19 protein-coding genes are annotated in these 20930 nt (G+C 64.8%); 1 reads left to right on the top strand and 18 read right to left on the bottom strand.

Features of this window, described 5'->3' with window-relative positions:
* Positions 1–2: 2 nt before the first annotated feature.
* The 10 genes from trbG to PO78_RS17960 are packed head-to-tail and all read right to left on the bottom strand — an operon-like array spanning position 3 to position 8814.
* Positions 3–1007 carry a P-type conjugative transfer protein TrbG gene (trbG, locus tag PO78_RS18005; protein ID WP_043745749.1) on the bottom strand — a complete coding sequence of 335 codons (1005 nt, stop codon included), beginning with the start codon at positions 1005–1007 and terminating at the stop codon, positions 3–5.
* On the bottom strand, positions 1004–1708 hold the full coding sequence (gene trbF / locus PO78_RS18000; RefSeq protein ID WP_043745747.1) for a conjugal transfer protein TrbF: 705 nt from the start codon (positions 1706–1708) through the stop codon (positions 1004–1006). Before trbF ends, trbG begins: the two co-directional genes overlap by 4 nt.
* Positions 1709–1726: 18 nt before the next feature.
* Positions 1727–3079, bottom strand: coding sequence for a P-type conjugative transfer protein TrbL (trbL, locus tag PO78_RS17995; protein ID WP_043372004.1), 1353 nt, complete (start codon positions 3077–3079; stop codon positions 1727–1729).
* On the bottom strand, positions 3076–3402 hold the full coding sequence (locus PO78_RS17990; protein ID WP_003056123.1) for a hypothetical protein: 327 nt from the start codon (positions 3400–3402) through the stop codon (positions 3076–3078). Before PO78_RS17990 ends, trbL begins: the two co-directional genes overlap by 4 nt.
* Positions 3403–3413: 11 nt before the next feature.
* Positions 3414–4169, bottom strand: coding sequence for a P-type conjugative transfer protein TrbJ (gene trbJ / locus PO78_RS17985; protein WP_003056124.1), 756 nt, complete (start codon positions 4167–4169; stop codon positions 3414–3416).
* Positions 4166–6637, bottom strand: coding sequence for a conjugal transfer protein TrbE (trbE, locus tag PO78_RS17980; protein WP_003056125.1), 2472 nt, complete (start codon positions 6635–6637; stop codon positions 4166–4168). The genes trbJ and trbE overlap by 4 nt, the downstream gene beginning before the upstream one ends.
* 14 nt (positions 6638–6651) lie before the next feature.
* Positions 6652–6924: a VirB3 family type IV secretion system protein gene (locus PO78_RS17975; protein ID WP_003056130.1), complete on the bottom strand. Its 273-nt coding sequence runs from the start codon at positions 6922–6924 to the stop codon at positions 6652–6654.
* On the bottom strand, positions 6921–7307 hold the full coding sequence (locus PO78_RS17970) for a TrbC/VirB2 family protein (protein ID WP_003056137.1): 387 nt from the start codon (positions 7305–7307) through the stop codon (positions 6921–6923). Before PO78_RS17970 ends, PO78_RS17975 begins: the two co-directional genes overlap by 4 nt.
* Positions 7304–8302 carry a P-type conjugative transfer ATPase TrbB gene (trbB, locus tag PO78_RS17965; protein ID WP_425604102.1) on the bottom strand — a complete coding sequence of 333 codons (999 nt, stop codon included), beginning with the start codon at positions 8300–8302 and terminating at the stop codon, positions 7304–7306. Before trbB ends, PO78_RS17970 begins: the two co-directional genes overlap by 4 nt.
* Positions 8303–8349: 47 nt before the next feature.
* Positions 8350–8814, bottom strand: a complete 465-nt coding sequence (locus tag PO78_RS17960; protein WP_003056139.1) for a ribbon-helix-helix protein, CopG family — start codon at positions 8812–8814, stop codon at positions 8350–8352.
* Between the two features lie 329 nt (positions 8815–9143).
* Here PO78_RS17960 and PO78_RS17950 point away from each other — a divergent pair.
* Positions 9144–10717, top strand: a protein-coding gene (locus tag PO78_RS17950) for an IS3 family transposase (RefSeq protein WP_091535956.1) whose coding sequence is annotated in 2 segments (ribosomal slippage) — positions 9144–9582 and positions 9582–10717 — 1575 coding nt in all. Because the reading frame shifts where the segments join, the coding sequence is not laid out codon by codon here.
* On the opposite strand, the gene PO78_RS17945 is transcribed toward PO78_RS17950, so the two are convergent.
* From PO78_RS17945 to PO78_RS17915, 8 genes are all read right to left on the bottom strand, one after another.
* Positions 10699–12678: a conjugal transfer protein TraG gene (locus PO78_RS17945; protein ID WP_052484454.1), complete on the bottom strand. Its 1980-nt coding sequence runs from the start codon at positions 12676–12678 to the stop codon at positions 10699–10701. The two genes, PO78_RS17950 and PO78_RS17945, sit on opposite strands and share 19 nt — an antisense overlap.
* A 218-nt stretch (positions 12679–12896) precedes the next feature.
* Positions 12897–13127 carry an EexN family lipoprotein gene (locus PO78_RS17940; RefSeq protein WP_043745741.1) on the bottom strand — a complete coding sequence of 77 codons (231 nt, stop codon included), beginning with the start codon at positions 13125–13127 and terminating at the stop codon, positions 12897–12899.
* 25 nt (positions 13128–13152) lie between these two features.
* Positions 13153–14067, bottom strand: coding sequence for a LysR family transcriptional regulator (locus PO78_RS17935; protein ID WP_043745738.1), 915 nt, complete (start codon positions 14065–14067; stop codon positions 13153–13155).
* Between the two features lie 113 nt (positions 14068–14180).
* Positions 14181–15620, bottom strand: coding sequence for an NADP-dependent succinate-semialdehyde dehydrogenase (gene gabD / locus PO78_RS22530; RefSeq protein ID WP_073652032.1), 1440 nt, complete (start codon positions 15618–15620; stop codon positions 14181–14183).
* On the bottom strand, positions 15620–17173 hold the full coding sequence (locus PO78_RS17930; protein WP_082047884.1) for a PucR family transcriptional regulator: 1554 nt from the start codon (positions 17171–17173) through the stop codon (positions 15620–15622). The genes gabD and PO78_RS17930 overlap by 1 nt, the downstream gene beginning before the upstream one ends.
* A 92-nt stretch (positions 17174–17265) precedes the next feature.
* Positions 17266–17613, bottom strand: coding sequence for a cupin domain-containing protein (locus tag PO78_RS17925; RefSeq protein WP_043745736.1), 348 nt, complete (start codon positions 17611–17613; stop codon positions 17266–17268).
* An 11-nt stretch (positions 17614–17624) separates the two neighbouring features.
* On the bottom strand, positions 17625–19031 hold the full coding sequence (locus PO78_RS17920) for an NAD(P)/FAD-dependent oxidoreductase (RefSeq protein WP_231570755.1): 1407 nt from the start codon (positions 19029–19031) through the stop codon (positions 17625–17627).
* Positions 19032–19149: 118 nt separating this feature from the next.
* Positions 19150–20925: a hydantoinase B/oxoprolinase family protein gene (locus PO78_RS17915; RefSeq protein ID WP_043745734.1), complete on the bottom strand. Its 1776-nt coding sequence runs from the start codon at positions 20923–20925 to the stop codon at positions 19150–19152.
* Positions 20926–20930: the final 5 nt, after the last annotated feature.

Raw genomic sequence — 20930 nt, 5'->3', positions numbered from 1 at the left:
GGTCAGTTCCTCCGCGTGCCACCCGAAACCCCGTCCGTGCGCTCGATCCGCACCACATCGCCCTTGTCGCCACCCAAGCGCAGCTCGGCCGCGCCGAACAGGCGATCCACGATGTAGTACGGCGCGCGGAAGCGGTAATTCACGAGTTGCCCGTCGCCTTGCGCGCCGATGACGAACAGCGGCGGCAGCTCGCCCTGGCCGATGCCGGGCGGGAACTGGATATAGACCTTCTCGCCGTCATCGAAGGCGCGCAGCGGCTTCCACGGTGGATTGCTGCCGCTGACCGCGTAGCGGAAACGGATCTTCTCCAGCGACAAGCCGCTATCGACCGGCGCGGCCGCGCTGGCCGCCTGCGCCTGGCGCTGCAAGGCCAGCATCTTGTCCTTCGGATACTCCCAGGACACCGACGCCATCCATGTCTTTTCGGTCGAAGTCAGTTCGATCAGGTACGTGCGCCGGCTGGTCGTGATGACCAGATTCGTCTTGAGGCCCGAGCGGATGGGCTTGACCATGACATTCACGCGCAGCGCATCACCGCTACCGCTCGATGTGTCGCCCACAATCCAGCGCACGGTATCGCCAGCCGCCACCGTCACCAGTTCCTCGCCCGGTTGCAGCGCGATCACGGTCACGCGGCCCACGGCCGCATAGACCTGATACAGCGCGCCGTCCGTGAAGGGCCAGACTTGAATCGCGTTGACGTAGCCCTCGCGCGTCGGCGCAATGCGCGCTTCGGCATTGGCGCGGGAGACGCGCACGGTTTCATCGGCGGGTTCCGGCGTGGGCTTGGCATCCGGCACAGGTTTCATCTGCGCCGGCATCGGCAGCACCTGCGGCACGGCCACCACTTGCACAGGCGCAGGGGGCTCCAGCAGTGGCTGGGCCTGCACCGGCTCATCGAGCGAAATGGTCGGTGGCGGCTTGCCCTGAGTAGCGCAGCCAGAGAACAGCACGGTCGAAGCCAGAAGCATCACCGGCAAGGCGGATTTACGGAAAAGATCATTCATGGTTTTGCTCCTTCGTTAGCTTCCAGTTCACGGCTCCACGACAGCCCGTTGACGTAGATGCCCAGGGGGTTCTTGCGCAGACGCTGCTCGGTGCGCGGGGTTTGCAGCACCGTGGAAATCACTGCGTTCCAGCGTTCGGTGCGATCCAGCGCACCGTTGACGAAGCGCGTCTCCGTCCAGCGCACGTTGAACGACGTGTCGCTGGCGCGGGTCACGCTGCTGATCTGCACCGTCACCGACTCCTTGCCGATGCGCGCGAACGGGTCATTCGTGCGGGCGTACTCGTTGAGCACGACCGCGCCTTTGTCGGTCGTGTAGTCGTAGGCATCGAGCCAGTTCTGCCGCACCACGATGGGGTCGATGGACAGCGAGCGCACCAGGCCGATGAAGCGGCCCAGGTGGTAGGCGATCTGCGCATCGCTGGGCTTGTAGGGCGTGGCGGCCTCGCCGACAGCGCGCACCTGGCCCGCGTTGTCCACCTCAATGACGTAGGGCGTGACGATGGACTGCGCCGAGCGCCAGACTAGGCCGCCCGCCATCAGCACAGCCAGCGTGAGGCAGCCAAAGGCCATGAAACGCCAGTTTCTGGCCTGCACGCGGGCCGAGCCGATGCGCTCGTCCCAAACCTGGGCGGCGGATTGATACGGAGTAGCAGGCTGTGGCGTATCGGCGTAGCGCACCTGCGGTCGTTTGAATCGCATGGGAGTTCTCCTTGAAGATCAGGAATCGGAATCGCGCAGGCTCGGGCCTTGGCTGGAGCTGCCGCCATCGCCGCCGCGCAGCGTGTGGGCGGCGGTCGTCGCGGCATGGGTGAGCTGCTGCCTGCGATGCAGGCGCTTGGCCCAGGCGGGTTGCGCGGTGGATGGGGTTGGCTCGTTTGCAGCCTGTGCGGCACCGCCCCCTGACGCCGATCCGGCGTCATCGGGCCGGAAGGCGGCGGCGACACGCTCCTTCATCGAGCGCGCACCATCAGCCACCTTCTGCCCGGCCGCCTGCGCGCCGGTCTTGGCGACATTGCCCACGCCGGCGGCGGCGCCCTTGAGGCCACCGCCGGCGGATGCAGAACCCGCCTGAAACGCCGACCGCGCGCTGCTGGCGGCCCCAGTGGCGGCACGCGCTCCGCTACCGGCCAGCTTGGCGGCTGCGGGCGCCATGCGCGCCCCGGCGGCGACTGCGCCGCCGACGCCCGTAGCCGCAGCGCCCACGGCAACAGCAGCGCCGGCCGCGCCCAGCGCCGCACCGGCCATCGCACCTGCGCCGAGCTGCGGGCTGCCGGACACCAGCCCGGTTGCAATGCCCGGCCCGAAGATGCCCAAGGCCAGCAGCGTCAGCGAGGCCAGCATCACGACCACGGAGTGGTCGATGGATGGTTCGGCGGGCTGTACCTGAAACTCGGCGAACAGGCCCGAGCCGATGCCCACGATCACCGCCAGCACCAGCACCTTGATGCCGGACGACACCACGTTGCCCAGCACCTTCTCGGCGAGAAATGCGGTCTTGTTCCAGAGCGCGAACGGCACCAGCACGAAGCCGGCAAGCGTGGTCAGCTTGAACTCGATCAGCGTGATGAAAAGCTGGATCGCCAGCACGAAGAAGCACAGCAGGACGATCAGCCAAGCGAGGAACATCACGACGATGGGCGTGATGTTCACGAAGACTTCGGGGAAGCCCGCCATGTCGCCGATCTGTTTCAGGATCGGCGCACCGGCGTCGATGCCGACCTTCGCCAGCCGGCCCGGTTGCAGGAAGTTCTCCATGCTCAGGGTCGAGCCGCTGGCCGTCAGGCCCAGCCCGGCGAAGGAGCGGAACACGATGCCAGCCAACCAGTTGAAGTTGCCGATGATGTAGGCGAAGGCGCCGACGTACAGCACCTTGCGGATCAGCTTGGCGATCACGTCCTCGCCCTGGCCGGTGGCATGGCTCATCGCCCAGAACAGCCCGGCGAGCGTCATGTCGATGACGATCAGCGTGGCGGTCAGAAACGCCACTTCGCCGTGCAACAGGCCAAAGCCCGAGTCGATGTAGCGCGAGAAGGTGTCGAGGAAGCGGTCGATGACCGTCACGTCGTTCATGGCGAGTCCTCCTGCCCAGGCAGAGCGATTGCCGCGCTGCCATCGGCGGGTTCATCGAAGCTGGGCGGGATCGGCGGCAGGTCGGCCAGCGTCTGGTACTCATTCGGCCCGGCCTGGCCGGAGAGAAAGCGCCGCAGGTCGGCCTGTGCCACCTGCGCGCAAAACGCGCCGTCGTGCGCGCCCGCGCGGCACTGCGCGCGCAGCGCGTGCAACCGGGCCGGGTCGGCGGCGAGCGCATTCACCGACACTTGCTGCGGCCGGTCACAGCCGGCCAGCACCAGCGCATGAATGGCGAAAGCAAACACGACGGGCGTGCGTTGCATGGCAGCCTCCGTCAGCGGTTGTAGAAATTGACGGGCTGCGGCGTGTACGGCGTGCCTTCGCCCAGGAAGCGGCGCGTCACTTCGCGCCCGCGCTCCGTGGCCGCCGCCTGCCGCGCCAGTTCCAGCGAGGCCGCGCGGTCTTGCGTGATCTGGAGCCGCTGCGTCTGGATCGACTGCTTGGCCTGCAAGGCCAGCAACTGGTTCATGGCCTGCATCGCTTGCAGCGCGCCCTCGGCCGACTGGCTCTTGCCCACGAGGTCGGCCAGCACGCTTTCGTCGTCGCTCAGGTTCTGCGACGCCTGGGCCTGCATCTGCATGGTCGTTTGCAGGCCGTTGAGCGTGTTCTTCCAACGCTCCTGCGCATCGAGGTACATCTGATTGCCGCTCACCGTGGCGGCGTACTTCTCGGGATACAGGCGCACGAATTCGCGGTCGATGCTTGTCACTTCGTAGGCCAAGCCCTTGGCCTGCGCGATCAGTCGCTGGGTGGTCGCCAGGTTCGCGCGCAACTGGCCGACCACGCTGGACGGCAGGCTGGCCAGGTTGCGCGCCTGGTTAATGAGCATCTGCGCTTCGTGCTGGAGTTGCTGGATCTGGTTATTGATCTGCTCCAGCGTGCGAACGGCGGTGAGCGTGTTCTGCACCAGATTGGTCGGGTCGAGCACGATGTCGCCGACGCCGAACAAGGCGTGGGCGGGTTGCGCGATGCCGAATGCGAGCACGCAGGCGGCGGTCAACGCGGCGAGCTTGGGGGTATGCAATTTCATAGTTGGTTCTCCTGGGGGTGGTCAGCGGTACGGAGGGAACCCGGCGCGTAGCCGGGGAACGAGGGCAGCAGGTCGGCCGCCCAATCGAGGCCGCGATGGCGCAGCCAGGCGCCCGCGAAGCCGGGCACGCCGGCGTCCTGCGGCACGCGGCCAAGAACCTCATCAATGGCGCGCTGGTCTTGCGGCGTGGAAGCACCCGCGAAGGCCAGCGTCGCCGGCCCCAGGTCGAGGTCGAACACGCGGTTGCCGAGGCGGGATTGGTAGTAGTAGTCGCGCTTGGGCTGCGCGGTGGCGACGATCTCGATCTGCCGGCTGTTGAGGCCGAAGCCCTCGTAGATCGCGCGAATCTGCGGTTCGGTCGCTTGCGGGTTCGGCAAGAAAATCCGGCTCGCGCAGCTTTCGATGATGGCCGGCGCGATGGCCGAATCCTTCACGTCCGCGAGCGACTGCGTGGCGAAGATGACACTGACGTTCTTCTTGCGCAGCGTCTTGAGCCACTGGCGGATGCGCGCCGCAAACACCGGGTCATCGAGGAACAGCCAGGCTTCATCGAGGATCAGCAGCGTGGGCGCACCATCCAGCCGCTCCTCGAAGCGCGCGAACAGGTAGCGCAGCACCGCGAGCACAGCAGCCTTGCTGTGCATCAGCTCCTCCATCTCGAACGCCTGCACGTCGGATGTGCCGAGGCGGTCGTGGTCGGCATCCAGCAGCCTGCCGTGCGCGCCGCCCAGGACGTAGGGCGCGAGTGCCTGGCGCAAGGTGTTCGATTGCAGCAAGGCCGTCAGGCCCGTGAGCGTGCGCTGCTCCACCGGCGCGCTGGCCAGGCTCCCCAGCGCAGACCAGATGGCCGCCTTCTCGTCCGGGCCGACGGCCGCGCCTTCGTGCAGCAGGCGGCCTTCCACCCATTCGCTGGCCCAGGTGCGGTAGCCCTCTCGGTCGATGCGCGCCAGCGGCTGGAAGGCGATCTCGTCGTCCGCGCCCAGGTCGTAGTGCTCGCCGCCCATGCCCAGGATGGCCGCGCGGATCGAGCGCCCCATGTCGAAGGCGAAGATGCGCGAGCCGCGATAGCGGCGGAACTGCATCGCCATCGTCGCCAGCAGCACCGACTTGCCCATGCCGATGGGGCCAACCACCAGCGTGTTGCCCACGTCGCCGATGTGCGTCACCAGCCGGAACGGCGTGGCGCCGTCTGTGCGCGTGACGATCAGCGGCGGCCCATCGAGATGCGCATTGCGTTCCTGGCCGGCCCATACCGCCGACACCGGCATCATGTGCGCCAGGTTCAGCGTCGAGACGATGGGCTGGCGGACATTGGCGTATGCGTTGCCCGGAATGGACGACAGCCACGCATCCACGGCGTTGAGCGTTTCGGGGATGGTGACGAAGCCGCGCCCCTGGATGACGCGCTCCACCATGCGCAGCTTCTCGTCGGCAACGGCGGCGTCCGCGTCCATGACGGTGACGGTCGCCGTCAGGTAGCCGAAGGCGACCTGATCGCTGCCCAGCTCCTGCAAGGCAGCATCGGCGTCGGCGGCCTTGTTGTTGGCGTCGGTATCGACCAGCGGGCTTTCCTGCTGGAAGATCGTCTCGCGCAGCAACGCGATGACGTTCTTCCTTTTCGCAAACCACTGGCGGCGCAGTCGGGCGAGTTCTTTTTCCGCCTCGGCTTTGTCGAGGCACAGAAAGCGCGTACTCCAGCGATACGCGAAGCCCAGGCGGTTGAGGTCGTCCAGAATCCCCGGCCAGGTCGAGGTCGGGAAACCGCGCACCGACACCACGCGCAGGTGCTGGTCGCCCAGCATCGGCGCCAGGCCACCGACCAGCGCGGAATCGGTCAGCAGCGCGTCGATGTGGAACGGCACTTCGGGAACGCCGACGCGGTAGCGGCGCGTCGAGACGGTCGAATGCAGGTAGGTCAACGTCTGGCTGTCATCAAGCCAGGCGATCTCCGGCATCACGCCATCGAGCAGGTCGAAGATGCGATCCGTTTCAGCGACGAAGGCGTGCAGCCGCTCGCGCCAATCCACGCCTTCGGTGGGCCGGTTTTCGTACAGCAGGCCCGCGGCCCGAGCACGGGATTCCTCGGACGGCAGGTAGGCCAGCGTCAGGTGATAGCCGCTCTCGAAGTGGTTGCCCGAATCCTCGAAGGCGGCGCGGCGTTCTTCATCGACCAGCCAGGACAGCGGTTCGGGGAAATCGGAGTGCGGGTAGTCGGCGGCAGACCGGCGCTCGGCTTCGATGAACAGCGCCCAGCCCGAACCCAGGCGGCGCAGCGCGTTGTTCAAGCGCGCCGATGTGGCGATCAGCTCGCCTTGCGTCGCGCTGTCGAGGTCGGGGCCACGAAAGCGCGCCGTGCGCTGGAAGCTGCCGTCCTTGTTCAAGACGACGCCCGGTGCCACCAGTCCGGCCCAGGGCAGCCAGTCGGCGAGCAAGGCCGGTCGCTGGCGGTATTCGGCGAGGTTCAGCATCGCGGCGTCCTCCCCTACACGTCCAGCAGCGGGCGGTGCTTGATGTGCCGCGCGAACACGGCCATGAACTGCGGATCGACGCGCGCGCCCCGCATCGCCAGCGAATGGCCGACGATCCAGAGCACGACACCGGGAATCCACAGTTGCAGGCCTAGCCCGACAGCGGCGGCCAAGGTGCCGTTGGCGATCGCCACGGTGCGCGGTGCGCCGCCCAGCAGGATCGGCTCGGTGAGCGAGCGATGCAGCGGCACCTCGAACCCGGCCGCGAAGGTGTCCGGGGCACTCATACGACGGCCCCGCCCGAGAAGCTGAAGAACGACAGGAAGAACGAGGACGCGGCGAAGGCGATGCTCAAGCCGAACACGATCTGGATCAGCTTGCGAAAGCCGCCCGACGTGTCGCCGAACGCGAGCGCGAGGCCCGTGGCGATGATGATGATGACCGCGACGATGCGCGCCACCGGCCCCTGGATGGATTCAAGGATGGATTGCAGCGGGCCTTCCCACGGCATCGAGGAACCGGCGGCCTGTGCAGTGCCCGCAAGCAGCAGCATGAAGGCAGCGAGCATCAAGCCTTGCATGGCCGGGCGGGCCAGGCCATCCAGCCGCGCGGGACTGGAGCGGCGGGAAAGCGGATTTACAGAAATACGGAAAGCATCAACGTGCGTCATGGCAGTTCTCCAGAAAGGTCGAGGGATGGGGAAGTCGCCGCAGCGGGTGCGGCATCGGGAAGTGGCGGCAGCTCGGGAAACGGCGCGTCCATCGCATCCGCCAGTCGGTAACCCACGCCGTCGAAGCCGACGACGCGGGCGATGCTCTCGATGCGGCGCTTGCGTCCGCGCCCGGCGATGTGGATCACCACGTTGACCGCCTCGGCGATCAGCGCGCGGGGCGGGTTCACCGCCACTTCGAGAATCAGTTGCTCCAGGCGCAGCAGCGCGCCGAGGGCGGAGCCGGCGTGGATCGTGGCAATGCCACCCGGATGGCCCGTGCCCCACACCTTGATGAGATCCAGCGCCTCGGCGCCGCGCACCTCGCCCACGACCACGCGGTCAGGCCGCAGGCGCATGGACGAGCGCACAAGCTCGGTCATCGACACCACGCCTGCGCGGGTGCGCAGCGGAACGTGGTCGCGGGCCGCGCATTGCAGTTCCACCGTGTCTTCGAGCACCAGCACGCGGTCGCCCGTGGCGGCGATCTCGGCCAGCAGCGCATTGGCGAGCGTGGTCTTGCCGCTGCTGGTGGCGCCGGCGATCAGGACGTTCTGCCGCTCGCGCACGACACGAACGAGAAAGCCCGCCTGCGCGCTGGTCATCATCCCGTCGATGACGTACCGCTCCAGCGGAATCACACCGATGGCGCGCTTCCGCAGCGCGAAGGCCGGCCCTGGCGCGGCGGGCGGCAAGATACCCTCGAAGCGTTCGCCGGTTTCGGGCAGTTCGGCGGACAGTAGCGGCTGGCCGCGATGGACTTCTGCGCCAACGTGGGCGGCGACAAGGCGGATGATTCGCTCGCCGTCCGCCTCGGACAGCTCCACGCCCATCGGTGCGCGGCCCGATGAAAGCCGATCCACCCAAAGGGTGCGATCAGGATTGAGCATGACTTCCACCACGTCCGGGTCTTCGAGCGCGGCAGCGATCAGCGGCCCCATCGCCGTGCGCAGCATCTGAATGCGGCGGTCGAGCGAGGTGGCGAAGGACGAAGGTGCGACGCTCATGAGGCGCGCTCTTGCGCTTCGGCAACTGCCGCCGCGTCATCCATCCGCGCCGGGTCGGGGTGCAGTTCCTCCACCACATCGCGCACCAGGCTTCGACCGCGCAGCAGGTGGCGACCCAACTGTTCAACGAACTGCTCGAAGCGCGCTTTGCCCTGTGCGCGTGCCGCGTCTTGGTGCGCCTCGGGAACTGGCGTGCTGACCGTGAGGTAATAGCGGATGAACAGCGCCAGCGTTTCGATGGCGATGTTCTGGTCGCGCTCCATGCGCTCGGCCTGGCGCGAGAGGCGATCAAGCCGCTTGGCAATCGCTGCCTCGCGCTGGTCGGCAGCATCGGGCGACAGCCACGATGCGAGCGCCGCCGCGACGATGCTGGATTTCGATACGCCTTTCTTGGCGGCCAGCTCGTCCAGACGCTTGGCATGCTCCGGCTGGATGAACAGGTTGAGGCGGTAGTGGCTCATAGCTCGATTCCGTCGTTGGGGTCGAGGGAAGCCAGCCGGGCCGTGCGCTGCATGGCCGGGTCAAGCTGGCGAGGAAGGGCCCCCCGCGTCAGAATACTTGTCGCCCCGATAGGACCAGAGCTGTGAGACTGGTTCATTGATGGTGGTGGGAGGCTGTGGAGCTTGTGGGCGAAGGCCGGCGCGGTGGGCAACGCGGATGCGTTGTCCACGGCAAGCTGGCCGGTGCGCGAAGCGCATCGTCCACAAATGCACAGCCTGTGCGGCGCCGAAGGCGCCGCCCCCCGCACACCATCGTTTCATCGACACGGGGGCGCGGATGAGAGAAGAAGTTGGCCCGATACGGACAAGCATTCAAGGACCGGGCGGTGGCACGCATGCTGCCGCCGGAGAGCGCCGCACCGCAGGTGGTGTCGCGCGAGATCGGAGTGGGCGTGGACACGCTGGAGCGCTGGCGCGCTGAGTCGTTGGCCAGGCCGGCGAAGGAGCGCGTGTGGACAGCTGCCGCGCGCCTGGAGGCGGTGATCACGACCGCGGCGATGGACGATGCCTCGCGCAGCGCCTGGTGCCGCGAGAACGGCGTGTACGCGCAGCAACTGCAGCAATGGCGAGACAACGCGGTGCGGGCACTGGCTGCACCCGAGCAAGTACGTGCCAGCCCCTCGCAAACCAAGGAGGATCGGCGCCGCATCAAAGAGCTCGAGCGAGAGGTACGCCGCAAGGACAAGGCCCTGGCCGAGGCGGCGGCGCTGCTGGTGCTGTCAAAAAAAGCCGAGGCGATCTTCAACAGGAACAAGGGCGAGGACGAATGATCGGCCTCGAAGATCGCCAGGAAATTGCCCGAGACATCGAAGCGGCTTGCGATGCCGGTGCGCGCCTGAAGCCAGCGTGCGAACTCATGGGGATCAGCGCGCGTACCTTGCAGCGCTGGAAGGCCGGCCAAGGCCTGGAATCGGGCGATGGCAGGCCGCAGGCCGTGCGGCCGGCGCCAGCCCATGCGCTGAGTGATCGCGAACGTGCGCAGATCGTCAGCGTGGCCAACGAGCCGCGCTTCGCCGATCTGCCGCCGGCGCGCATCGTGCCGACGCTGGCTGACGAGGGCGTCTACATCGCCAGCGAGTCCAGCTTCCGCCGCGTGCTGCGTGCGCAGGGGCAAATGAGTCACCGCGGGCGCGCCAAGGCACCACGCAAGGGCCGGCCACCGACCACTCACGTGGCCACCGCGCCGCGACAGCTGTGGTGCTGGGACATGACGTTCCTGCCAAGGGATGTCGCCGGACGCTGGTTCTTCCTGTACCTCATCATGGACGTGTACAGCCGCAAGATCGTGGGCTTCGAGGTGCACGAGGACGACGACTGCGACCACGCTGCGCGGCTCGTGCAGCGCACGGCGCTGGCCGAGGGCATTCACGCCATGCCGCGTGACGAGCGACCCGTACTGCACGGCGACAACGGCGCCACGCTGAAGGCCACCACCGTGCTGGCCATGCTGTGGTGGCTGGGCGTGAAACCGTCGTACTCACGGCCCCGCGTGAGCGACGACAACGCCTTCGTCGAAAGCCTGTTCCGCACGGCGAAGTACCGGCCGGAGTTCCCAGAAAAGGGCTTTACGGATCTGTGCGCCGCGCGCGAGTGGGCGCGCCAATTCGTGCATTGGTACAACCACGATCACAGGCACAGCGGCATCCGCTACGTCAGCCCGGCACAGCGCCATGAAGGCCACGACGTCGCGATCCTTGCGGCTCGGCACCAGGTCTACCTCCAGGCTCGCGAACGCAACCCCGCGCGCTGGTCACGCGGCACACGCGACTGGTCGCACATCCGGGCCGTTACCCTCAACCCTGAACGCGACTCTGTGGTCACAACGGCTGTGAGCCGAGGAGACATTCAGCCGATTGCTGCGTGACAGAGGCGACAAGTAGCTTGACGCGCGCCGAGGGGAAGCGGCAGGTCGTCATCGTCATCGAGCAACCCGAGGTCGGCTGCGGACGCGGCCAGCTCGGGGTCGTAGGCGACGGCTTCGGAAAGTTCGGGCTGACGGCGCGGTCCGCCGTCGTCGGCCGAACCCAAGTGCTCCAGGCCATCAGTAGGTGCAGTGGCCGCTGCGGCAGGCACGGCGGGAATCGCCAGCCCGCTCCAGTCGTCGGCTCGCGAGGGCGGAACGTCGGCATAGCGTCCGGCCGCAAGCACGGGCGGCGGCAGCACGCGGCGCTTGAAGTTCGCGTCTGCGTAGTAGCGCAGCTTCTTCGCCTTGATCGGCGCTACGCTGGACACCATCACCACGGCCTCGTCGGTCGGAAGCTGCATGACTTCGCCGGGCGTCAACAGCGGGCGGGCCGTCTCCTGGCGCGACACCATGAGGTGCCCAAGCCACGGCGCGAGCCGGTGGCCGGCATAGTTGCGCTGCGCGCGCAGTTCCGTCGCGGTGCCGAGCGTTTCGGAGATCCGTTTGGCCGTGCGTTCGTCGTTGGTGGCGAACGTCACGCGAACATGGCAGTTGTCGAGGATGGAATGGTTTTGCCCATACGCCTTGTCGATCTGGTTGAGCGATTGCGCGATGAGGAAGCTGCGGATGCCGTAGCCCGCCATGAAGGCAAGTGCCGTCTCGAAGAAGTCCAATCGCCCCAGCGCCGGAAACTCGTCGAGCATCAGCAGCAGCTTGTGGCGGCGCGCGATGCCGTCGCTGCCGTCGAGCGATTCGGTCAGGCGCCGCCCGATCTGATTCAGGATCAGGCGGATGAGCGGCTTCGTGCGCGAAATGTCGGAAGGCGGCACGACCAGATACAGCGACACCGGATGTTCAGCAGCGATCAGATCGGCGATGCGCCAGTCGCAGCGCGAGGTGACTTCGGCCACCGTGGGGTCACGGTACAGGCCGAGGAACGACATGGCGGTGCTCAACACACCGGAACGCTCGTTGTCCGACTTGTTGAGCACTTCGCGCGCAGCGGAAGCCACCACAGGATGCGGGCCATCGCCTAAGTGGGGCGTGGTCATCATCCGGTGCAAGGTCAGCTCGAACGGGCTGGCCGGGTCACTGAGGAAGTTCGCCACGCCGCGCAGCGTCTTGTCTTCGCCCGCATAGAGCACGTGCAAGATGGCGCCCACCAGCAACGCGTGACTGGTCTTCTCCCAGTGATTGCGCTTCTCCAGCGCGCCTTCGGGGTCAACCAGAATGTCCGCGATGTTTTGCACGTCGCGCACCTCGTGCGCGCCGCGCCGCACTTCCAGCAGCGGGTTGTACGCGGCAGACTTCGCATCGGTCGGGTTGAACAGCAGGCAGTGCGAGAAGCGCGAGCGCCAGCCCGTGGTGATCTGCCAGTTCTCGCCCTTGATGTCGTGGATGACGGCGGATGCAGGCCAGCTCAACAAGGTGGGAACGACCAGGCCGACGCCCTTGCCCGAGCGCGTGGGCGCGAAGGTCAAGACATGCTCCGGGCCCTCATGGCGCAGGTACTCGCCGCGATAGCGGCCCAGGAACACGCCGGCCGGCTGCGTCAGGCCCGCCTTGCGAATGTCGGCGGCATCGGCCCAGCGCGCCGAGCCATAGGTCGTGACCAGGCGCGATTGCCGCGAGCGCCACACCGACATGGCGATGGCGACCACCACGGCCACCAGGCCGCTGCCGCCTGCGATGGCCCCGCCCATGTCGAAGACATGCGGCGCATAGGCATCGAAGAAGAACCACCACTCAAAGAGCCGCCACGGGTGGTAGATGGGCGTGCCTTGGAAGTCGAACCACGGCAAGCCAAGGCGTAGCTGATAGCCTAGGGCGGCAGCGATCCACTGGGTGGCGCTCCACACGCCCATGGCCACGATGCCGAATATCACGGCAATCTGGCCGAACAGCACGTTGGTTCCCTGCATGCCCCATGCCTCCACTTGTGGCACGAAGGTGTGCCGAAGGCATCAGGATCAGTGCCGCGCAACGTGCCGGTCAAAGACCGTTATGGCGAGGATTGAGGCCAAAAAAACCAGACTTCTTGCTGTGGTGAAGACGATAAAAATGCCGCAGGCGCGAGCGCGCTGCAGCGTGGTGAGGTAACAGTCGGAACTTCGTCGCGGATGCGCGACGGCGGGCAGGGCTACTGGGCTTTCTGCTCCGGTCGATCGTCAAAGAAGCGCCGGTTGGCGGCTTCGGCTGCACGCAGGCAGAGGTCATCGCCAACCTTCGCGCGGTCTTCCTTGCACAGCCGCCTGATCTCCTTGATGCGCTCGGGATTGGCCATGAGCGAATCCACCGTCTCCATCGGTTTGTCGGGGGTGCAGGCCGCGAGCGTGGCAGCCAGTACCAGCGGCAGCATCATCTTGTTCATGGCGCGTTCCTTTCGCAATACAGGCTCAGGCATCATCAGTCAGCCCGGTGCCTCCGTCCTGGTCGATGGTCTTGACCCTCTCGATGAGGCGGGCCAGCACCGCGGACGGCTCCGCATCGCGGCGAAGCAGGTAGGTCGTGAGCATGGGTGGCTTGCCCGCCAGTGGCCGGCCCACCACGTTCGGCTCGCGGCTGGCGGCGATATGCGCCGCGCCCGCGAAGCCAAGGGCCAGACCTGCGGAAACAAGGGTCATCATCACGTCGAAGGATGCGACGCGCTGCGCGATCAACGGCTCCTGCCCATGCTGGAGAAAGAAGCGATCCACCTGGCGCGAGTGCCCTTCGCACACAGCAGGGTCGCACAGGACCAGCACATGGCGCAGCACCTCGTCCAGCGGCACGCGCTTGTAGGCCAGCAAGGGATGGCGGGCTGGCACGGCCACCATCAGTTCATCCTCCCACACGGGTATCGTCAGAATGCCGTCGCCCGCGTTGTCGGCCATCGAGAAGCCCGCGTCATACAGGTCGTCGTGCAAGCCCCTGATCTGCTGGGCCAGCGGCACCTCGTACAACTGCACCTGAATCTCGGGGTCTTCCTCGCGGCAACGCGCCAGCAGCGCCGGCAGGCGCGAGAGGGTGACGCCATCGGACAAAGCGATGCGAAGCTGTCCATGAAAGCCGTTGAGCGCGGCCTTCACGCTGTCGCGCGCCTGCTCCACCGCCGCGAAGATGCGCGGCACGTGCTCCATGAAAAGCCGGCCTGCGCGGGTCAGTTGTGTGCTGCGCGTGGTTCGCACGAAAAGACACGCCCCGAGTTCTTCTTCCAGTTCCTTGATGGTGCGGGACAACGGCGATTGGTCGATGTGCAGCCGTTCGGCGGCACGGGCGAAGTGGAGTTCTTCGGCTACGGCAATAAAGCAACGAAGATGCCTAAATTCCATAGGTGCCTTCTCTATGCTCAACCCACTCAAAAATCCCGAAGACCTCGGTTCCATTCAGCCTTGTTAGGTCTGGAGTGGCCGGTAACATCGCAAAATTATTCGTGCAAAATGGCCTACAGTCCAATGTTAATATATTTAATCTCTAAGTATTCTTCTATCCCATATTTTGAACCTTCACGCCCCAATCCCGAAGATTTGACACCGCCAAATGGCGCCATTTCATTGGAAATCCCCCCGGAATTAACACCAACCATTCCATACTCTAGCGCCTCCACCACACGGAAAGCTCGACTTAAATTCTCCGTATAAAAATATGCCGCCAATCCATATTCCGTATCATTCGCGTAACCAATAGCTTCATTTTCATCATAAAATCTGAAGATTGGAGCCAGAGGCCCAAATGTTTCCTCTTTGGCAACCAGAGCGTCTTTGGGGACATTTGTCAAAATGGTAGGTTCAAAAAAGTATCCTCCCAAAGGATGCGATACGCCGCCCGTCATAATTTCTGCCCCCTTGCTCAGTGCATCAGAGACATGAGCCTTCACTTTTTCCACCGCAGCGTCGTTAATCAATGGACCGATGGTAACCCCGCTATCCAAACCATTACCGACTTTAAGCCCCTCAACAGCACTCTTCAGTTTTAGCGCGAAAGCATCGTAAACACGATCGTGAACATAAATTCGATTGACGCACACGCATGTTTGACCATTATTACGGTACTTGGCTGCCAATGCGCCTTCAACCGCCTTGTCCAAATCGGCATCTTCAAAAACAATGAATGGTGCATTTCCACCTAGTTCCAAAGAAATTTTCTTCACATCATTAGCGCACTGCGCCATCAGTATTCGGCCTATATTCGTCGATCCAGTAAAAGTGAGTTTTCGAACAATCGCGTTGCTAGTAAATTCGCCTCCGATTTCGACGGCATCACCTGTCAGAATATTGAAAACACCTGGTGGAATACCGGCACGCTCGGCCAGTCCGGCCAGTGCCAAAGCAGAAAAAGGCGTCTGCGGTGCCGGCTTGAGCACCATGGTGCAGCCTGCGGCCAAGGCTGGGGCCGCCTTGCGGGTGATCATGGCAGAAGGAAAATTCCAGGGCGTAATAGCCGCGGTAACCCCAATCGGCTGCTTGATCACCAATAACCGCTTGTCAACTTGAGGACTGGGAATCACGTCGCCATAGACCCTTTTCCCCTCCTCGGCAAACCACTCAATGAAGGATGCCGCGTACACGATCTCGTTGCGCGCCTCAGCAAGCGGCTTGCCTTGCTCCAGGGTCATCAGGAACGCCAGGTCCTCTTGGTGTTCCAGCATGAGTTCGAACCACGCCCGCAGCCTAGCCGAGCGTTCCTTGGCCGGCAGGGAACGCCATGCAGGTAAGGCTTGGTTAGCGGCAACAATGGCTTGCCTTGCTTCCTGACGTCCCATCATCGGCACCGTGCCGATCAGTTGCCCCGTCGCCGGATTGAAAATTGATTGCGTCTCTCCACCGAGGGCGGACAGCCATTCGCCGTTAATGTAGGCATGCTGCTTGAACAGTTGGGAGTTAATCACTTGAGTTCTTTCCTGGAAGGTTGGGTTGGATCGCTGGCCTTCATTGGCCTGCGTTTTTGCGAGGAAGAAACCCCCGCTATTTCTCCCGCCCGAAGCGCAAGCCACAGAATGGCGACGTCTTCCGTATGGTCGAGCGAGCGCCCCGTGATGGATTCGATCTTGCGTATGCGGTAGATCAGCGTGGTCTTGTGGATGTGCAATTGCTTTGCCGCCGCCAGCCACGAGCGGTTTTGTTCGAGGAACACGCGCAGGGAATGGAGCAGCGGGGTTCCCTGTTTCTCGTCGTGATCAGCCAACGGTCCCAGGATCCGCTGGAAGGTTTGCGCAGCCTCGTCCAGGTTGTCGGGCAGCCATGGCACCTTGTCGACGATCTCCGCATAAGAGATGACGGGGTGCGCCCCCGTGTGGACCAGGGCCAGGCGTGCTTCCCGCAAGGCTTCCGACAGCCTCTCGTAGCCGCCGATCTCATTGCTGAACCCGACCCCCGTACCCAGGATGGCCTGCACCGAGGGAATATCCCTGGTGTGCGCCATCACGATCAATTCATCGCCCTGGGGGCGCAGCACCACGGGCAGATCGAGCCGCCAGAACTGGAGGCTCCATTCCGAGAGTTTCTGTGCACCGGGATGCGCCACGGCAAGGCAGGCCGATTCGATCTTGAGTTTGAATTGTTCGAGCTGCCTTCCCATCTCGTAGGGAGAGAGCCGCAGGCTCAGCAGGTCGTCGAGCAGTTGCGACCCTATCCGCAGAGAGCGCTCTGTTTCCATGCGCAGACGCTCGATGGATATGCCCAGCACCGCAACCAGGTGGTGCAGCAGGCTGTATTCCAGTAGATGGCTCTCTCCATGGCGTATGAGCAGGACACCCCCCTTGCGGGACGGTATGGAAACGGCAAAGACATCGCCGTCGTCGAGCATGTAGCGCCGGACCACGGGCTGCGTTTCCGAGAAATCCATGGGCTGGCGCTTGATCGCGTCGCGCAGATTCTGGGGAATATCGGTGTTCCTGGGAAACCAGAACTGCTTTTTTTCCTGTGGATCGAGCAGCATCAGATCGGCGTGTATATCCTTTTCCAGGCGCTGCAGCAGCTGCTCCAGGCTCAGGCCTTCGATGGCCATGCGGGCACTCACGAACAGCCTGTTGATGGCGTTGCGGCGGTCGAATTCCTCCTTGCGCCCCGCGTCTATGACGGCCCGGGTGACGCTGGCAAACGGCACGCCGTACTGCGTCATCAATACCGGGAAGTTCAACTGGTCGGCCGTGCTTTGCAGCGCGGAGAGATCCGCTGGCGCCTGCATGTTCTCTCCGATCATCACGCCGGCCAGCCCTGCCTGGGACAGCCTCTCGATATACGAGGCCTGCGCTTGCGGCGTGGCGGGAATGCCCATTCCCGTGGTCATCAGCAGATCGCCTTCGCCCAGCCATTCGGTGGGGTCGGGCAGCTCGCAAACATGCGCCCAGCGCACCGTTCTGTCTCCGCCCGGGCCTCCGGCAAAGAAGCGGGTGCGCAGTTCTGGCATCTGGGTGATGTCGGCAATTCTCAATGGCATGGAGGCACCCTTGTGACCGGAGGCTTGGAATCGGCGTGCCTATGGATTCTCAGCCATCCCGCCAGGAGGCAGAAACCGGCGGCAGGCAGGCTTTAGGCAATGATCAGATAGGCCTTGCGCACGGTCTGGCGGACATGCCATTCCCCTTGGGTATGGGCGGCAAAGTAAATGGAGTCGCCCGCGCGGAACTCCACCGGCGCGCCGCCATCCGGCGTGAAGCTGCCTTCTCCGCTGATGAAGTAGCTGTATTCGGCCTGAGGCACCTGGCGGCGGAAACGCCCCGGCGAGCATTCCCAGACGCCGGCGCTCGTACCCTGCGGCGTGACGGGCCGGTGGCCTGCGGTGCGTGTCTGGGCAATGGGTTCGCTGCAAGGGACACCCACAGGGGCCGCTGGCCCGAAAGCGGCGTCATTTTCTACGCGGATCACGATGGGGTTCATCTTCAATATCCTCAGGATTTGTCTTCAAGGCCAGACGGGGCCAGGCTGGCCAACAGGCGATCGATGGTTCCGGGACGCTTGCCACGCATTTCCGCCTGCTCCTTGCGGATCACGGCGTTGCGCACCATGCTGCCGCCGACATACCGGAAAGGTTCCGGCGGAAATGGCTTGCATGGGCGTCCCACCAGGCCGCACTGGGTCCATTCATCCTTGCGGCCCAGTGCCATGCTGGCCAGAATACGGCCGCCCAGGCGGCTGGGGCTCACGCCATTTCCACTCCAGCCAATGCCATAGAGAATGTTGGCGTGCCCTTTCAGGTTTCCAAAAACCGGCAGGCTGTCATAAGTCCGGTCGATGGGGCCTGCCCAGCCGTGGCTGATCCTGTCGTTTCTCAAGGACGGGTAGGTATGGAAAAGATCGGCGCAGGTCATGGCAATGCTTTGCGCGTCGTCACTGAATATGCTCTTGATTTCTGATCGGTAGGAAATGGCTCCGGTGCCTTTTCCGAATGCGATCCGTCCATCGCGGGTGGTGCGGTAGTAATCCACCATCAATTGGGAATCAGTAATGGATTCACCACCTGTCCATCCGATCTTTTCGAATTCTTCGCCCAGAGGGTATGTCACGGCAATGGAACTGTTCACCGGGGTGATCAGACGTGCCAGTTCTGGAATGGCGGCCGACCAAGCATTGGTGGCCAGCACGACCTTTTCCGCCTGGAGCTGCCCCCCTTCGGTGTGCAGCACGGCGGGCATGCCGGGCTGGATACGGGTCACGGCCGAGCGCTCGTGAATCCGCACTCCAGATGCCAAGGCCACCCGGCGCATGCCATGCACGAGCGCGGCCGGCTGCACGGTGGCGTTGGATGCCTCGAAGACCCCGGCCAGGTGGATGGGGGAGCCCGTCCTGCGCCGGACCTCCTGGGGTGAGAGGCGCTCGAAGGGCTGCACGCCCAGGCGCTCGCAGGCCTGCAAGGTGCCGTTCCAGGAATCCACGTGGGCCGGCGTCGTCGCGGTCCACAGCCAGCCCTTCTGCACGAAATGCGCATCGATGGCGTGTTCGCGGCAGAACTCCCCCAGCTCATGGATCGCCTGCTCGGCGCTGCGGCCCAGGAAGAGCGCCTGCTCGGCGCTGCAGATGGACTGGATCGTTCCGATCTTCGGCCACCAGGACATGGCGAATCCGCCATTGCGGCCCGAGGCGCCGCCCCCGCAGACGTCCTGCTCCAGGATGGCCACGTCGCAGTCCGGCTCGTGCTGCTTGAGGGTCAGCGCAGTCCACAGGCCGACGAAACCGCCGCCAATGATGGCGACGTCTGCCTTTTCCGTGCCGCGCAGCGCCGCAGCCGGCGCGCTGGCATCTATCGATTCCTGCCAATAACTCCGTTTCAATGGAGGCGTGGGATTCAACTTCATCATGGCTCCTATGGCCTTTCGGCGTATGAGCAACTGCCCGTGGAATGAAAACACCGGCCTAGGCCGGTGTTTTCAGCGACCTTGCTTTGCGAGCGTGTTCAGGTGGCGCGCACGCCAGCCATCAGCCTCTGAGGGCCTGGGTCGCGGCCGCGTTGACCTGCAGGGTCTGCGGATCTATGACGACGCCGTAGTACTTTTCTGCCGCCTCGATGCTGATGTACTCGTCCAGGACGTCATCGAGCACTTCCTCGACGGTGCGCCGCTTCGGGTTGCCCCAGCCGCCGCCGCCGGTGCTCTCGAACATGAACACGTCGCCGGCATGGAACTTGTGCCCCGCCAGCAGCGGGTTGCTCCAGGCGCCCTCGGCATCGAGGCCGCCGATCACCTTGACGGAGCCGTCGGCATGGATGTGGCTGGAGCGCTGCACGGCGCTGGGCAGGCCGCCGGCCGCGCCGGGGCTGCCCTCGAGGGTGCGCGCGGTCTCCATGCCCAGTTCGCCGCCGCCCAGGAAGCGCACCTTGAAGACCGCGCCGAGGCCGCCGCGGTGCTGGCCCGGCCCGGCCGAGTCCTTGCGCAGCTCGAAGGCTTCGTAGGCGATGGGGAAGAACAGCTCCGCCGTTTCCGCGGGCATGTTCATGCAGTTGCCCAGCGGGTCCATGGTGACGCTCATGCCGTCTGCATAGGGCGTTCCGCCCCAGCCGCCGGCGGGCAGGTCCGAGAACACGTCGGTCTTGCCGTCCGGCGAGGTGCAGCTGGCGACGAACCAGTTGCACTCGGAGCAGGTCGAGCCCGTGATCTTCTCGGGGATGGCCTTGGCGAGCGCCTGCCAGATGGCGCTGGTGATCTTGGAGGAGGTCAGCGTCGTGCAGCCGATGGTCGGCGCGGGCCATTGGGCATTGAGCCAGCAGCCCTCGGGCAGCACCACCTCGATGGGGTTGAACATGCCCTGGTTCTGCGGCGCGTCCGGCGCCAGGAAGAACTGCAGCGAGTAGAGCGCCGCCGAGATCGTGTTGGCGCGCGGGGAATTGATGGCGCCCTGGCACATGGGGTCGGTGCCTGTGAAGTCCACCTTGATCGAGGTGTCCTGGATTTCCAGCCTGACCTTGAGCCTGACCCGCTCATGGCTCACGCCATCGGTATCGGCATAGTCTTCCGCCTCGTAGACGCCGTTGGGAATCTTGCCGATGCTTTCCCGGATCATCTTTTCGGTATAGGCCTGGATCTTCTTCATGGCCTTTTTCACCGTATCGACGCCGTAGCGGTCGCAGGCCCGCTGCAGTTCCTGCTCCGCGCCGCGCAGCGCGCCCAGGTGGGCCTGCAGGTCGCCCTTGATGAAGTGGGGCGTGCGGCTGTTGTTCATGATGATGGCCAGCAGGTCCTCGTTGATCTTGCCGCCCGTGAAGATCTTCAGCGGGGGCAGGCGCAGGCCTTCCGCGGCGATGTGGGTGCTGAAGGCCTGGCCGCCGGCGCCGCCGCCGCCCAGGTCCATCCAGTGCCCGCGGCTGACGCCGTAGCCGATCAGCTCCTTCTTGTAATAGATGGGCTTGATGAACGAGATGTCGTTGATGTGGGTGCCGCCACGGTAGGGGTCGTTGACGACCAGCACGTCGCCCTCGTGGACATTGTTCTTGCCGATGCCCTTGACGGCCTCTTCGGCGCTGAACTTCATGGCCGCCAGGTGCACCGGGCAGTTGGCGGCCTGGCTCAGGAGCTGCAGGTCGGCGTCGTAGATGGCGTTCGAGAAGTCCAGCATGTCCGCCAGGATGGGCGAGAAGGAGGAACGCTGCAGCACGGAGGCCATGCGGTCGCTGGCGAACTCGAAGATGCTGCGCATGACCTCGAACGTGATGGGATCGATGTCGTCCGCGACGGCGTTGTCGGTGGCTTGATGGCTCATTTCGT

This window comes from Thauera sp. SWB20, from assembly GCF_000831325.1.
GTDB classification, from domain to species: domain Bacteria; phylum Pseudomonadota; class Gammaproteobacteria; order Burkholderiales; family Rhodocyclaceae; genus Thauera; species Thauera aminoaromatica.
The sequence above is the reverse complement of the archived record's forward strand: the minus strand, read 5'-3'. Positions and strand labels throughout refer to the sequence as shown.